Annotated in this window: 12 protein-coding genes; 6 read left to right on the top strand and 6 right to left on the bottom strand. The window is 45.3% G+C overall.

Translation table 11 applies throughout. The annotated features are described in order from the left end of the window. Positions 1-77: 77 nt before the first annotated feature. The 4 genes from KOE27_RS15020 to KOE27_RS15005 all read right to left on the bottom strand — a co-directional run bounded on the left by KOE27_RS15020 (position 78) and on the right by KOE27_RS15005 (position 3,448). The gene (locus KOE27_RS15020; RefSeq protein ID WP_215239677.1) at positions 78-1,316 is read right to left on the bottom strand and encodes a DUF4374 domain-containing protein; all 1,239 of its coding nucleotides are present in this window, start codon (positions 1,314-1,316) and stop codon (positions 78-80) included. After that, positions 1,313-1,984: a hypothetical protein gene (locus KOE27_RS15015; RefSeq protein WP_215239676.1), complete on the bottom strand. Its 672-nt coding sequence runs from the start codon at positions 1,982-1,984 to the stop codon at positions 1,313-1,315. The genes KOE27_RS15020 and KOE27_RS15015 overlap by 4 nt, the downstream gene beginning before the upstream one ends. 85 nt (positions 1,985-2,069) lie before the next feature. After that, the gene (locus KOE27_RS15010) at positions 2,070-2,612 is read right to left on the bottom strand and encodes an RNA polymerase sigma-70 factor (protein WP_215239675.1); all 543 of its coding nucleotides are present in this window, start codon (positions 2,610-2,612) and stop codon (positions 2,070-2,072) included. Positions 2,613-2,785: 173 nt separating this feature from the next. Then, entirely contained in the window at positions 2,786-3,448 is a 663-nt protein-coding gene (locus tag KOE27_RS15005) for an NAD-dependent epimerase/dehydratase family protein (protein ID WP_215241615.1), read from the bottom strand. Positions 3,449-3,704: 256 nt separating this feature from the next. Here KOE27_RS15005 and fdhA point away from each other — a divergent pair, with 256 nt between their 5' ends. The 3 genes from fdhA (at position 3,705) to KOE27_RS14990 (ending at position 7,057) form a co-directional block, all read left to right on the top strand. Further along, positions 3,705-4,895, top strand: coding sequence for a formaldehyde dehydrogenase, glutathione-independent (fdhA, locus tag KOE27_RS15000; RefSeq protein WP_215239674.1), 1,191 nt, complete (start codon positions 3,705-3,707; stop codon positions 4,893-4,895). 279 nt (positions 4,896-5,174) lie between these two features. Next, positions 5,175-6,323, top strand: coding sequence for a sensor histidine kinase (locus KOE27_RS14995; RefSeq protein WP_215239673.1), 1,149 nt, complete (start codon positions 5,175-5,177; stop codon positions 6,321-6,323). Beyond that, positions 6,317-7,057 (top strand): LytR/AlgR family response regulator transcription factor, encoded by a 741-nt coding sequence (locus KOE27_RS14990; protein ID WP_215239672.1) that lies wholly within the window; start codon positions 6,317-6,319, stop codon positions 7,055-7,057. The genes KOE27_RS14995 and KOE27_RS14990 overlap by 7 nt, the downstream gene beginning before the upstream one ends. Positions 7,058-7,077: 20 nt before the next feature. Here the strand turns inward: KOE27_RS14990 and KOE27_RS14985 are convergent, their stop codons facing one another. Beyond that, complete coding sequence (locus tag KOE27_RS14985; RefSeq protein ID WP_215239671.1) at positions 7,078-9,330, bottom strand: gliding motility-associated C-terminal domain-containing protein; 2,253 nt, start codon at positions 9,328-9,330, stop codon at positions 7,078-7,080. A 203-nt stretch (positions 9,331-9,533) separates the two neighbouring features. Here KOE27_RS14985 and KOE27_RS14980 point away from each other — a divergent pair, with 203 nt between their 5' ends. Together KOE27_RS14980 and KOE27_RS14975 are read left to right on the top strand one after the other, a co-directional pair. Then, positions 9,534-12,665 (top strand): RHS repeat domain-containing protein, encoded by a 3,132-nt coding sequence (locus tag KOE27_RS14980; protein ID WP_215239670.1) that lies wholly within the window; start codon positions 9,534-9,536, stop codon positions 12,663-12,665. Then, a complete protein-coding gene (locus tag KOE27_RS14975) occupies positions 12,658-12,972 on the top strand; it encodes a DUF1493 family protein (RefSeq protein ID WP_215239669.1) in 315 nt (104 codons plus the stop codon). The genes KOE27_RS14980 and KOE27_RS14975 overlap by 8 nt, the downstream gene beginning before the upstream one ends. Positions 12,973-13,023: 51 nt before the next feature. Here the strand turns inward: KOE27_RS14975 and KOE27_RS29860 are convergent, their stop codons facing one another. Then, positions 13,024-13,158: a hypothetical protein gene (locus KOE27_RS29860; RefSeq protein WP_255573796.1), complete on the bottom strand. Its 135-nt coding sequence runs from the start codon at positions 13,156-13,158 to the stop codon at positions 13,024-13,026. 174 nt (positions 13,159-13,332) lie between these two features. On the opposite strand from KOE27_RS29860, the gene KOE27_RS14970 reads away from it, so the two are divergent. Then, positions 13,333-16,041: an SdrD B-like domain-containing protein gene (locus tag KOE27_RS14970; RefSeq protein ID WP_215239668.1), complete on the top strand. Its 2,709-nt coding sequence runs from the start codon at positions 13,333-13,335 to the stop codon at positions 16,039-16,041.

Raw genomic sequence — 16,041 nt, 5'->3', positions numbered from 1 at the left:
TGCACAGCTTACCGCAAACCGAAGGTGGGGAGAGCAAAAAAAAGCAGATTTTTTCAGAGAGGTGGTCGCCAGGGTACTCAGTAGTCGTATAATCTCTCGATTCTCAGGATATAATCCAGGTTTCCCGCGAGTTTCAGTCCCTTTTTTAAACTATGGTCTTTTGGATTATACATCCATATATAGTTCCCTTGGGTATCCGAATTGATCGAAATATATACCAGCCCCTTTTCAACCAGCACACATCTGCGGGAAGTGCCTTTGTCCAGCGGCAGGTCAAGCTTTTTTACAGTTTTGGTGGCCAGATCGAGCACATGGAACGCAACATGAGGTACCTTATAATGGTCTTCCATCCCTTTGAAAAGGCCCTTTCTTTCGCTCCGGATAATGGCTTTCCCATTCCCGATATACCAGAGCCCATAAGCATGATTTTGAATAGGAGAGGCGGATATATTGAAAAAATAGGAACTGTCCAGTACTTCGTCGCCAGCTTTGATTCTGTACAATGCAGTAGGCTTGCCAGGATGGTTACCTAAAGCCACACCTGGGCAGGCCAGGAAATAGAAGTCCCCTTTTTCATCCCTGAAGGTGTTAGGCTGCGCGGTGTTGGTGCCGCCTGGGTATGTAGACCGCGTATCTTTTAATGTCTTAATGGGTTTGAAAGAAGGATAATCCATTATTGCCACATAGGCGGTGTCACTAGTGGTATATCCCTGCGGAATGCGGGTACTGTGGTAAGTATATCCTGCAAAAAGCTTCTGATGCCATACATCTGTAAAACCTACCGACATGGAATTATAGGGCGGAACAGGCAATGGAATGGCAAGGTCTCCGGTGGAAGCTTCCAGGGTTCTGGTATTCACCTTTGCATACCTGACCTTTTCGGATTTCCGGTTATACGAGATCAGCAGCAACGAGTCAGGATGTAGCCAGCTGTAAGTATCGATGTAAGAAAACTGACTTAGTTTAACAGAATCCGTCGGGATGAACTCATTATTCCTGATATTAAACCTGACGAAGAAGTTTGTCTTCTGGTTGACCCGAAAATAACTTCCATCCTTCACAATAAGGTCATACCAGATTTGCGGGGGCGAAACCTTCGCTCCGGTTTTGACGGGGTCAACTTCTCCCTGCGACAGGTCGTTGGTACTGATAATATATTCGCTGGCATCCTTGGCCATCACATAAATGCTGAACCTTTTTTTATCATTGGTAGGCGAATCTGAACATCCCAGCAGTGCGTTGAAAGTCAATAATGCAAAAACAATATAAATCAGAAAGTTGCCAGAAGCACGCATGGATATCGGCAGAATTTTCAAATATTAAACTGGTCCATGATCTGCCTCTTAAGTACAGGCGGCAGGCCCATTAATAATTTTTCTTCCATTACAATTACTTCATTCGTTTTTTCATGACGATAATTGAGGGCAATATAGGTTTCACCCTTCTTGAAACTCATTTTCTCCGTATTTCCTTTTGTGTCCGTACATACATCGTTAAAAGACAGGCTCATATCTTTTTTTGGACTGATCTTAAGCGTTCCGCAAAAGTCAACCAGGCCGGTGCCAGGGTTGATCCTAACATTACTTTGCGGTCCTAAGGATATGGTAAAGTCATCGGATAAAATTTCACGGTTCAGTGATTCGGAACGATTAACAGAGCTGATATTGGTCCGGGAATAATGAGATTTATCCGTCCTGTTTAAGGAAATAAAGGCCAGTATGAAAACGGCAATACTGGCGGCGGCGGCCCATTGAACGGACCTGACCTGAAATACGCGGGATTCCGATTTTTTGATTTCGGATGGCAAAACCGATTTGATATCTCCCCAGATTTCCAGCCGTATCTCTTCCTTACTTGCGCTTAGTTCAGGGAAAACATACGTTGTTTCATCATCGTCTAGCAGCCAGTTTTCGACTAAGGTACTTTCCTCGGGAGAGCATTTTCCCTCGTGATATTTTTCGATAAGTTCCTTGCTGACCTTCATGAAAATGCTCGTTTCGCCTTTGCGGAAGTACTTTTTAGTAAAAGTAGCATATCTCCTGATTTTCCGAAGCAACTGGGTGAGAAAATCAGAACGAATATTCCGTCAGCCGGGATTTCAGGGAGGTAACGGCTTTAGTGATGTGGTACTCAACGGCTCTTTCGGAAATAAACAATGCCGATGCGATCTCCTTATTGGATAATCCATCTTCTCTGCTCATTCTGAATACCTTACGGCATTGGCCCGGCAGGGTTTCGATTAGGGAACGGAGCCGGTCTGAAAGGCTGCTGAGCATGACTTCGTTTTCGGTATAGTTAACAGCCTGAACCTGCCTGGCAGCAATGCTTTCATGATGCTGCTCTCTTATCTTTTTGTTTCGGATATATTCAAAAACCTTTAATTTGGCAGACCGCAGCAGATATCTTTCCACCGACTGGGTGATCTCAAGCTGATCTTTACGCTCCCAAAGCGACTTGAAAATTTCCTGGACCATACCTTTGGCAGGTTCCTCGTCTCCCAGATTGGCATAACAAACTGAGAAAACCTTTTCCCAATAAAGATTATAGATGTCCACGAAGGAATCCTCATCAATTTTAATCGTAGAAATGTCAGTTGTATAATCGTTACGCATATTGGGCCTTCATCCATGGAAGAAGACACAAAGATAGATTCTTATTTATATCTAGTCCAAATAATGGACGTTTATATTTTTTAATTAGAACAGGAGCACGGCTCACCGATAAGTCAACTGATTCGTTATAAATGTTTTTTATGGCTCCCGAAAGGTATCGGGCTGGCGGAATGTCAGGCTTCTTTCCCCAGTTTTATAATGTCTTTTCCGTCAACTATCTTTTTAAAGTAACCGTTGTCTGCTACCCGGATCATCGCCGCGGCCAGCTCCCGAAGGGTACAAAAACCTGCGGGATATATAGCTCTTCCAATCGGGAAAAGCCAGGTGATATATTTGTAATAAGGATGTGTTCTGGAGAGCCCTTCAATTGGTTTGATAAATCCGGGGCGAAATGCATAAACCGCCCGGAATGGCAATTTCATCAGATCGTTCTCCGTTTTGCCCTTCACGCTGGCCCAGCCGCTGCCTTTTTCGGTGCTGTCTGTGCCAGCGCCTGAGATATAACAAAAGGTCATGTCGGGGTTTTGTTTGCTTAGTACACCGGCAACATGTAAGGTAAGGGTGTGTGTCAGCTTGAAATAAGCTTCTTTCCCGATGCCTACCGAAGATACCCCCAGACAAAAATAACAGGCATTGTAGCCTGAAAGCAACGCTTCGATGGCCGAGAGATCATAGAAATCCGGATGAATTATTTCCTTTAATTTAGAATGCGTAACGCCGCATGGTTTTCTGTTGATCACGAGTACCGCTTCCACCAGGTCATTTTTCAGGCATTCGTGCAGGACGCCTTCTCCCACCATTCCGGTTGCACCGGTTATAATTGCTCTTATGCCCATGATATCATTTGCGTGAACCAGGATAAATAAGGGGCTGGTCACCTGATAAAGATAGTTTAAACTTTCATTTTCCTGCGCGTATCCGATGCTTTTTGCCTCTTCCAGATTTCTCCCCATGATTCCCGGAAGTGCTATATTTTGGTACTATCACTTTGATTTTTAGTATTATTATTAAAATGAGTAAAAAGAATGTGTTCTTTAATTTAATAATTATTAGATATCTTTATAATTATCAAAGAACATAAACCTTGAACCTATGTGCCAGAATCATGGAGTAGCTTACATTAAACCGGGAGAAGTAGCCGTCCAGGAGATTGAATACCCAAAACTTGCTATTGGTAACCGTAAATGCGAACATGGAGTAATCCTCAAAATTGTTTCGACCAATATTTGCGGTAGTGACCAGCACATGGTCAGGGGCCGTACGACCGCCCCGGCGGGCCTTGTACTGGGCCACGAAATCACTGGAATTGTACTGGAAGCAGGCCGGGATGTGGAATTTATCAAGGTGGGCGACCTGGTTTCGGTACCCTTTAATATTGCCTGCGGCAGGTGCAGAAATTGCAAGGAAGGAAAAACGGGAATCTGCCTCAATGTGAATCCGGCACGTCCGGGCGCGGCCTATGGTTATGTGGACATGGGTGGCTGGGTAGGCGGGCAGGCAGAATATGTGATGGTTCCCTATGCCGATTTTAACCTTCTGAAATTCCCTGACAAAGACCAGGGCATGGCCTACATCAAGGATCTTACGCTGCTGTCGGACATTTTCCCGACGGGCTACCACGGAGCCGTTACGGCAGGGGTAGGGCCAGGTTCCATTGTTTATGTGGCAGGAGCGGGCCCGGTAGGGCTGGCCTGTGCGGCCTCCTGCCATTTGCTCGGCGCGGCGGTAGTGATTGTAGGGGATATGATCCCTGAAAGGCTGCAACAGGCCAAAAGCTTTGGCTGTGAGGTGATTGACCTTACCCAGGATACACCGCTGGAAGAGGCGATTGCGGCCATTATCGGTATCCCCGAAGTAGATTGTTTTGTAGATTGCGTAGGATTTGAAGCAAGAGGGCATGGTGCACATGCTGCCGAGGAAAGGCCTGCAACCGTTCTGAATACCGCCATGGCCGTCACACGTGCCGGTGGTGCAATCGGTATTCCCGGCCTGTATGTTACCGGAGACCCCGGCGCAAAGGACAAGGCAGCACAGGAAGGTAGCTTGAGTATCAGAATAGGGCTTGGCTGGGCCAAATCCCACTCTTTTTACACCGGTCAATGCCCGGTGATGAAATACCACCGCCAGCTGATGAATGCCATTTTATATGACAAAATTAAAATTGCCAAAGCCGTAAATGTTGAGGTGATCAGTCTGAAAGATGCACCGCGTGGTTACCACGATTTTGACAAAGGTGCGGCCAAGAAGTTTGTTATTGATCCGCACAATATGATCATGAACTAAGTGGAGCAGAAACCGGCCGTGCAGACTGAATGGATGCATTGGCCGGTTTCTGTTTTTTGGAACCCGGCATTCTCAGGTATTCCAAACCAAAACTCGGGCTCCTGCATTCCATATCATTTTGAGAACCATTCGTCAATTATTTAAGTGGTTTGGTATACCCGATAAATAAAATCCAAACGTATTGTCTATTTTGGGAAATGAAGTATTTTAGATAACGCAAAACCGGTTGCTTCGGCAGGCAATTCAGGACAGAGCCGTGATCAGATAAACGTGTACCCAATGACAGCATTTACACCGAATAATTTTGACGGGCACTGGTTCTTCAGATATAAACTTTACCACATCCCCTTCTGGTGTGCCTACCAGTATCTCTGGTGGGTAATTGCGATCGGAAATCCTGTAAAGGCCGCCGAAAGCATACTGTTAACAGCTTTTTCGGTCAAGTTTCTGTTCTATTTGGCTTTCCAGATACTGGCCGTATGTTTTAACCTGTACTATCTCATTCCGAGATATCTTGAAAAGGGCAGGTTCTGGCAGTATGGTGTTTTTCTTGCACTCACGGTGATTGCAGCCTCCTGGCTGATCGTTCCGGGTTACTATCTGGTTTCCGCGGTTGCCGGTAAAACGATGGATCAACTGTATGGGTCCACCAATTGTTTTTATTTTTTTATCAGCAACGCTTTCCCATCCACACTGGCCAGTATGACACTGGCCATGAGTATTAAACTGACAAAAAACTGGATACAAACGCAGCGCAGGCAGGTACTGCTGGAAAAGGAAAATCTGGAAACGGAACTGAAATTTCTGAAGTACCAGTTTAATCCGCACTTCCTGTTTAATACCATCAACTCGATATTCTTTCTTATTCATAAAAATCCGGATATGGCGTCGGCTTCGCTGGCCAAGTTTTCGGAAATTCTGCGCCATCAGTTGTACGAAAGTAACGATCAACAAATCCCTCTGGATAAGGAAATCGCTTATCTCGAAAACTTTATTGAGCTGGAAAAACTAAGGCAAAATAAAAATGTGGAAGTTGTGTTTAATGCTCCGGACAACGGGGCACATTTGGGCATTGCTCCTTTCATTCTGATGAATTTTGTTGAAAACGCGTTTAAACATGTTTCAAAGCATACAGACAAACCCAACTGGATTAAAATGGCGATACGGTTGAATGATACCGACCTGGATTTTTCAATTGCCAACAGCGCTTCCGCTACCGCCCATCATGAAGTGATCAGTTACGGCGGAATCGGCATCCGGAATGTACAAAGAAGGCTGGATCTGGTTTATCCGGGCCGATATGAACTGAATATACAAAGTTATCCGGAACGTTTTGAGGTAGATTTGCACTTAAACCTTTCCAAACTGGAAGCACCGCAGTTTCTTGAGAAAATATCCGGAAATAATAAAGCCCGCATACCATGTTAAACTGTGTAATTGTTGATGATGAGCCGCTTGCAAGGGAAGGGATTGCCAGTTACGTAGGGGAAGTCGATTTTTTGAATCTGGTCCAGACCTGTGAAAATCCTGTTGAACTGATCAAATTGTTGGACGAGCACCAGATCGACCTGATTTTCCTGGACATCCAGATGCCCAAAATGAATGGTATCGATTTCCTGAAAATTATACAGAATCCGCCGATGGTGATCATCACCACCGCGTTTCCCAGTTATGCGCTCGAAAGTTTCCAATTGAACGTACTGGATTATTTACTTAAGCCGATCACTTTCGACCGATTTTTTAAGGCGGCCAGAAAGGCCAAGGATTATCATCAGCTGGTCAGGAGATCACTGTCTGCGGATCATGGACAAGCAGACCAGGAAGCGGATTATTTCTTTATCAAATGCGGCAGCAAATATGAGAAAGTTCTGCTGAATGATATCCTCTATATCCAGGGAATGCAGAACTACGTCACCATATATACGCACAAAGGTAAATTTATGACATTGCTCTATCTTAAAAACCTGGAGCAAAGCCTGGACAGCAATCTGTTTATCCGTGTGCATAAATCATATATTGTTTCTATTCATAAAATAGAAGGTATTGAAGGAAATGAGATATTTATTGGATCATTCAGGATCCCGATGAGCAGAAACTACCGGGAGCAGGTGATAGGGCAGGTAGTGAGTAAAAAACTGTGGGATAAGATACGGTTTTCGTGACCTGCGCCAAATCCTGAACTTTATCTCAAAAGCATCAGTGTCCCTTGTTGTACTGGAGTTACTTTATCTAGCTTTATTTTATATACATACACATCCGAAGGTGGCACAACGCCTTTAATGCGTCCGTCAAAAGCTTTTTCATATCCTTTTGAATAAAATACAACCTCGCCCCAACGATTGTAAATGGTCACTTCTGCCTCAGGATAGGAAGTTATTCCGCTGAGTTCCCAGGTATCATTTTTACCGTCCGCATTGGGTGTAAAGGCGTCAGGAATCAGCAGCTTATTAAATATCCTGACTGTCACTTTTGCATGGGACGTACAGCCATTCGGGTCGGTAACTTGTACAGTATATTCCGTATCTTCAACCGGGGTAACACGAGGCCTCGGATTTGCCGCGTCGTCCAACCCTTCGGGTGGTGACCAGCTGTATGTATAATCGATGTTCCCAACAATTCCTATATAGGAACTTTCTCCTTCCCGCACATAAATATCTCTTCCTGCATCAGCTTCCGGCAATTTCCATACCGCTATGTGCTGCTTGTCTGAAACTTGAGTACAAGACAAAGAACCTTCCAGGGAATATTGTATTTCGTGTATCCCTGTTCCAGCTTTTTTGGGGTCAAATGTATTTCCTGATACACCATTTCCGCTGAACACTCCGCCTGTTGGATTTGCTGAAAGAGTAACAGGCGGGTGGTCTGTTCCGCACATTGGATCTATTGGACTCATGGAGATAACTACATTTTCTGCCCGCTCGACTTTCAGTGGGCTTGACTGGTTCTCACAACCAGTTGAATCTTTTACCACTACGGTATAGATTCCGGCTTCGTCTGCATAAAATGCATTGCCTGCTACACTGATTTTCTGATCGTTGAAATACCAAGTGTACTCAAAATCACTTCTTTCTGTTGATTGTAATAATAATGAATCTCCTTGGCATAGAGCAAGTTGTCCTGTAACAGATGCAAGAGTGACCGTTAGAAGTGGAACGGATTTTATATCCATTGTATCTGACAACGATTTACATCCCTGGACCTGGTCGGTAACAGTCACATGGTAACTTCCAGGGACCGTGACGACCAGTGAATCGGAAGTGCCCGGAATAGGGCTGGTATTCAAGAACCACTGATAGGAATAGTTATCATTAGCGATGGCATAAATGGACAATTTTCCGCCGCTGGCGCAGATAACCGGCGGGCTGCTGGTTTTCAGAGCAAAGTTTGATTTGACTACGTCAATTTTTACCTTATTGGAACGGCTTGTTTTTGAGCAAGCACCAGATAAGGATGTTACAAGCTGATATTCCCCGCTTTCCCACACCTGTAATGTAGCACTTTTAGCATTTTCAATAATCTTGCCGTCCTTCTTCCATTGGTAGTTCCATGACATATCTGCAATGGCAGTAAGCGTAATGGATTTCCCTTCACATACAGATGTTTCACTCACAAGCTGGTTGTCAATCAGTATTGTGGGGTCCGGTGGTGCAACAGGCTGACAATCAACAACATATAACTGATAATCCCGCTGCACGGAGCCAATCACCTCGCCATTTCTTAATTCTTCCACTACGACCGAAAAAACAAAAAGGCCCAATTGACTTGGAACCACAAATAATTCCCCAGATTTGGCATCTATGCGAAGGGCAGGATTTCCCGGAATGGCATTTTCGGCACTGTATCCGCTCACCCATTGTGCCGTTCCGGATGTATTTGTATTGTAACCTCCTGGGCTCCGCAGGGAATAACGTAATTCATCTCCGTCTGAGTCAGTTGCATTAAAGGGATAATAGAAGGGCTCTCCTACACAGATATAGGCACCATCTAATTCATTGAAAGAAGGGGACGAATCCAAAAATAGTTTGCCGGATTTCAACAGCGGGGGAAAATATGTTGTCAATTGGCTGTTTGTTATCAACGGGTCCTTCAGATTCACAATAGCACCATTCCGGCAGCAATTAGTCCAGCTCAAATAGTAGCCCTGAATATCATTATACTTATTTGGATCCAGGGTTATTTCTGTTTCGTATAGAGCGAAAAGCGCTTTTAGTCTTTGTTTTTCGGTACAGGTTTCATTCTCATAGATGACCGACTTCCTGGATATTAGCGGAACCTTGATAGTTGTCAAATGAGTGTTGTCTGATTTTCTATATATACGTACCGCATGATCGGACTCGGCATCGGATGTGCCTGCCAGATCCAGGTAAATTTTTAGAATAATTTTATACTTACCGGGAACACTTTCCAATGCCTTCAACTCCAGGTTACCCCCCATAATGTGCGTGGCCCACAGTGGATTAGCTGACCAACTTAAATAAAGGAATAACAAAATTTTTTGTAACTGTTTGTTCATCAGAGGGTTGTAACTAATTGGTTATTTATTGTAAAAATAATTCTAGTAATAGTTGAATCAAATGTATATTTTTTTCTAATTTGGCACAACCTGAAGTGGTTCCAGCCTTCTACTATCCTCCCTCTATGAAGATTGTTTACCTTTTGCTATTGCATTTTGCCATTTGTTCCTATGTCTCGTATGCTCAGAGTAATACGGAAAACTATGTACTCTCCAGAAATTACAAGACTGCGGGTGCAACCGTAACCATCCCGGATAAGACTAAATACGCGGGGAATCCGGATCAGGTACAGACGCAGGTCACCTACCTGGACGGACTCGGAAAGACCAGCCAGACGGTACTTGTTTCAGGCAATACGGCCTACAAGGATATGGTTAGCCGTGTTGAATATAACAGCGTATACCTCCAGTCAAAAGAGTTTTTACCGGTTGCCGTCAATAGCGCGGACGGCAGGTATGTGAGTGGTGCCAGCGGTGCTTTTTACAACTCTTCCGCTGTAGGGGACCCTACCGAAAACTTCTGGACCGAGACCATTTATGACAATTCCCCGCTGGGCCGTGTATCGGAACAAAAAGCGCCGGGTGTTTCAACAGGCATAAAAAAGGAGTATCATACCAATCAAGTTGGGTTGCATGGGGATATTAAATGGTACAAATTTAACGGGACAGGAGACCTTGTACAAACAGAATACTATCCTGACAACAGCCTGAATGTTAACAAAATATTAGATGAAGATGGTAAAAAAGTTGAGGAATTCACTGACCGTTACGGAAGGGTAGTTCTTAAGCGAACCGCTGGTCAGGAATATACCTACTATGTCTATAATTCAAAAGGGCAGTTGAGGTATGTCCTGCAACCCGAGTATGATGCAGGGACCGCCTCCCAGGCTGATAAATTGAGCAGATACGCATTTCAATATACCTACGATGCCCAGGGCAGGATGATGACCAAAAAAGTGCCTGGCCAGGACACCTTTACCATGGAGTATTACGATACTAACGACATGCTTCATTACATGACGGATGGCAGGGGGCAAAAATTTTACTACAAATACGATGGTTTTAACCGGCAGACTGAGATGGGTATCGTACTTGGAGGCAATGAAAATGCATTACTTTATACCTATTACGATGATTACAGTTACGGACCTTTTCAGAACTTCGATAACAGTGATTTTAGTCTCACCGATAACGATCACTTTGTTAATAACCCTCAGGTAACTTCGAGTAAAGGACTGGTAACAGGAACCAACGCCAGGGTGCTGAAGGATGATGGTACGCTGGACACGAAGTGGCTCAAGACGGTGACCTACTACGACCGGAAGGGCCGGGTGATTCAAATACACCGCCAGCTGTTTGGCCTGGGTGAAAACGCAGTGGAGCGGGTTTCCTACAAGCTGGATTTTGCAGGTAATATTACCCATGAGCGTACCACACAGTTAACCAGCTCTATTCAGTACAGGCTGGATAAAACTTTTACTTATGACCAGCAAAACCGGCTGTTATCCACCACACACATTTTTTTCGAAGATAATGTTGAAAAGAAAGCCTACACCCATGTGGCCAATACTTATAATGAGGTAGGTATGAATGCCGGTAAAAAGTTTCATAACAATGTCCAGGAAATAGGATACAAATATACAGCCCGTGGCTGGCTGTACACCACCAAAAATAATGAGGGAAAAACCTTTGAAATTAACCTGAGATATAACAGCAATGGTAACATCAGCAGCCTTTCCTGGCAGACACAAGGCAACACAGGTAATTTTAATCCCATCAGTTACGACGACTCCAACCGGCTCACTTCTGCGAACGGCTCTCCCAACCAGGAAAACGGTATCACCTATGACAAAAATGGCAATATAAAAACATTAAACAGAACGGGTGCTGTTACGGACAATCTTACCTATAACTATACCATCCCTTCTACTACCAATACCAGTAACCGGCTTGTGTCTGTAACTGACGGCTCCGGAAATGAAAACGGTGTAAAAACAGGCACCAGCAGTTTTGCGTACGACCAGAACGGCAATATGACTTCCGACGGCACCAAAGGGGCTACCGTAACTTATAACCCTTTGAACCTCCCCGCTCAGGTAGCGCTCACCGGCCGTACCGTGAAGTATGTATACGATGCCGGTGGGGCCAAGTTACAAATGACCTCTCCGGCTGCCGGTACGCTTTATGCGGGCGCTTTTGAGTATACCCTGAGTGGTACGCTGCTCCGTGTGGGCTTGGAAGAAGGCCAGCTCATACGTAGTAGTGCCGGTGTGTATGAAGCAAACTATTACTTCCGTGACCACCTGGGCAATGTGCGGCAGGTATTAAAAGAAGATGGTACCGTATTACAGGAAACGGAATATTATGCTTTTGGCTTACCGGTAACCAAAACGGGCAATGATGTTACCAATAAGTATCTTTACAACGGCAAGGAAAAACAGCCGGAAACGGGCTGGCTGGATTATGGAGCCAGGATGTATATGGCGGAGATTGGGAGATGGGGGGGGGGGGATCCTTTAACCGATGAGCAGGAAGCCTGGAGTCCGTACCATTATGCTTATAATAGCCCTGTTAATTATGTTGATTTGTATGGTTTAAGTCCGGCCAGTGCTTTGGGGGGTAACGCCATAGCTATTTGTCCGACTTGCCCGAGTGATAAAAAGTATGACGAATACAGAGACAGTAAATCGCTTTATACATATGATAAAAGTAGTGGCATGGTGTTGAATGGAGATGGTAAAGGGGCGACTGTCTATGGTCAAAGAAATCAAGAATCTACATTCTCCGGCTGGGAACATGCAATTGGGCTGGGTGTAGGTCTTCCAGCTGTTGAAATCCCCAAAAAGTGGCTAGGTAAAGCTACTGTTGGCGACGCGTCCAAAGTAACCACACCTATTTCCTACTTAAGCAATAAGTTGGCCGAAAGCCAAAGGTTACAAAAGCTTTTAAGGTATAAAAATGTCATGTCTAAGAGACTTTTTACCCACACTAGAATGATCAACGGTCAGATGGTTCGTCTTCGGACCAATTTAGTAGGTAGGTATGTGGGTAGATGGCTAGGTTTTGGTCTTGCTAGAGCAAGTATGGCTATTACAGTATATGATATTGTAGATACAGCAAACACTAATTTTCAGAATATGTCTTTGGCAGATCAAAACCGACTTTTGCAAACGGGACAAATGTCGGGCTCCTTCATTCCGAACGAATTAATACAACAACAGCAAGAAAACGTGAAATCACATTTTGACAATGAATGAGAAAATGAATAATAAGGAACTACAGGAACAGGTGTTTCTATTTCTGAATGAGATTGCAAGTGTTGAAATAGATAATCTTAACGTTCATAAGAACTTAGAGATAGATTTGGGTATTACAGGAGATGACGCCAGTGATCTAATAGCGGCGTTTGCTGAAAGATTTAAAGTTGATATAAGTAAATTTAAATTTCATGAATACTTTCATTCTGAACCAAGCTTGCTTTCTTTTAGCAATGATTCTTTCGGAAAGAAGGAATTTACTATTCGAGATTTGGTAGAAGCAGCAGAAACTCATGTGTTGGAATAATTAGACGAAGATATTGTAGCAAACACCCTGGGTCACCCGGGGCGTTTGCCTTTACAGTTCTGCGATATTTTTAAGTTTAACCGCCCTGATCAGGTTGTCAATGGTACAGAAGATATTGTATTTATCTTTATCAGAAAGATTTTCAATATCATGCAGGCGTTGGAGGTTCTTTTTGTCGAGCACCATGTTATCGGACTTACCCAGCAGGTAATCCCAACGCTATGCCCAAGGCATCGGCGAATTTGTTTAGGACAAGCCAGTGTTTTTTTTTTAATGATATGGAATTATATTAACAATTGGAAAACCGTATGTAATTTTTTAATTACATACTAAAAAATATAAACTCAAATCACCCCTCCTGTGAAAAATCACTATTTTATCACACTTGTACTCTTGGCAGCGGGCCTGCCCCAAATCCACTCCATCGCCCAAATCACCGGCCAGACCTGGCAGGATGTCAACTTCAATGGAGTTTTGGATGATACAGAAGCCACACAGGCACAGGTGAACGTAACGGCCTATGATGGCCAGGGAAAGCTCATCACTTCTGCCGTCACAGATGGCAATGGTGCTTATGTACTGGATGTACCTCCGGGGCAGCGTGTGAGGTTAAACTTCATAAACCTGCCGGAAGGTATGGTTCCGGTTGCCGGAAATTCACAGATTTTATTTGCCACGGCTCCTGCGCAAATTTCCTTACCTTTTTATAATCCCACCCGCTTTGCAGGCTCAAAACCCAGGGCCGTACAGGCGGTCTATGGATTGGGAAATCTGGATAACAAAAGCCTGGATGCCCTATCCTCACTGGTTAGTTACCCCGCTTATGCAGCGGATACCGTAAAGTACGCTGCACTCGCACCTTTTAAGCAAACCGGTTCCGTATGGGGCCTGGCTTATGACCGTGCACGTCAGGTATTATTTTCCGCCGCCATTGCCAAGCGCCTGGGTGCGCTGGGCACGGAGGGCTCAGGAGGTATTTATATTACGGATAGCAAGAGTGGCGATACCAGGCCCTTTATCAATCTGGATGCCCTCGGGTTTTCAACCGGCAATGACCAGCTCAGGCGTGACCTGAGCAGCGACTGGGCCATTGCCGGCCACGACTCCCTGATGTTCTCGCAGGTAGGGAAAGTGGGATTGGGAGGACTGGACATCTCCGACGACAGCCGCTTCCTGTATACCATCAATCTTTATGATAAACATCTCTACCGCATCACCTTAAAATCATCCCCCAACCCCCAGCCCTCCGCCCCAACCCCCACGCTCATCACCCGCTTCCCGCTTCCGGCAACATCCCTGAAAGGCGGAGAAGCGCGGCCATTTGCAGTGAAGTATTACAATGGCAAGGTGTATGTAGGCATGGTGTGTGATGCGCAGCTTTCTCAAAAGGCAGAAGACCTGCATGCCTATGTATACATGATCGAAGCCGATGAAGCGGACCCGTCCAAAACTAAATTCAAAGAATTAACCCATTTTTCGCTAAATTATACACGCGGGGTACTTGATTACGGTGTAACGGGATGGTATCCCTGGACGGACAATTACTTAGAAACGGTGGTACTGGGGCAGTCGGGCTGGATGATCTACCCGCAACCGATACTCGCAGATATAGAATTTGATACCGATGGCTCCATGATTGTGAGCATGATGGACCGGTTGGGGCACCAGACTGCAGACGTGCAATTGTACCGGCCCGATGTTACAGGCTCTTTTCTCACTGCCAGAGGGCTGTCGGGAGGAGATGTACTAAGGCTTGGAAAAGCCCGGAACAACTTCCAGATAGAACAGAACGGACAGGCCGGAGCACGTGTTTCGGCAGGCCGCTCCAATGGTGAAGGCCCGGGTGGCGGGGAGTTTTACCGGGACGACTCCTTCACCAGTGCAGGTATTACCTGGCACCATGAAACCGCAGCAGGAGGGCTTGCTATCCTGCCTGATGCGAATAGCCTGCTGGTCTCGGTGAGAGAGCCCGACCGCTCCGTTACAGGAGGCGTGAAATGGTTTGATAATGAAACCGGTGCGCTTACGGGAGCGTTGTCGGTATTCCCTGGAGGTATGAAACCTGGCTATTTCTGGAAATCCAATAATGTAGGAGACATAGAGCTGATAACCGAATTACCCGAGACCGAAATTGGTGACCGTGTGTGGATCGACAATGACGGAGATGGCTTGCAGGGGGCAGATGAACCCGCGCTGCCCGGCATTACTTTGCAGTTGTACAGAAACAATGAGCTGATCGGCACCACGGTTTCCGATGAAAATGGTACTTACCATTTCAATAAACAAAACGTAAAAGAAACCATCACCTCACGAACAGCCTATGAAGTGCGGATTCCATTCAAACAGGAAACCGGTGTGTTGAACCCGACAGCAACCAGGCAGGGAAGTGTGGCCGGGATTGACAACGATGCCGTATCCGATCCGCAGGGATACGCGGTGATGGCATTTTCTACTGCAAACCCCGGTGAGCATATCCAGCATCTGGATGCCGGATTTCAGTGTAGCGACAAACCCCGGATCTCCTCCAAAATGACTTGCCTTAATAATCAGGTTCAGGTTTCGTTGACAGGCCATCATGAAACCCAAAGATATGATCTTGTGGAAAATGACTATTACAATGGGAAAACGATTTACGCTACGGCCAACGCAATTCAGGCCGATGGGCTGGTTGCCGAAAAAGCTTTACCGGAAAGCGGATCTTACCAGGCTACTTTACGGGTGTATGCGCCATCAGGTTGTTACAGTGATCATTTTATTTCAACCATCGATCAGCCGGGCTGTGCGTTTATTCCGGACAACCTGTCTCTGAAAGATCCATATAGCATTGCTGTTTATCCCAATCCCTCCTCGGGCCCGATACAACTGGCCTATCGCGGAGGGGCTTCAGAAGGCGTTTTGCGTATACAGATTACCGATAAGACGGGAAGGGTGATAGAAACACGCACCGCGACATTGAATAACGGGTATTATCTGGATAGGGCAAACGTATCCAAACAGCCTGCCGGAACCTACCTAATCACCGTAAAAGAAGGCAACAGAAAAACAACTAAAACCATCGTAAATCCTTAA

The sequence above is a fragment of the Dyadobacter sp. CECT 9275 genome, from assembly GCF_907164905.1.
Lineage (GTDB): Bacteria > Bacteroidota > Bacteroidia > Cytophagales > Spirosomataceae > Dyadobacter > Dyadobacter helix.
The sequence above is the reverse complement of the archived record's forward strand: the minus strand, read 5'-3'. Positions and strand labels throughout refer to the sequence as shown.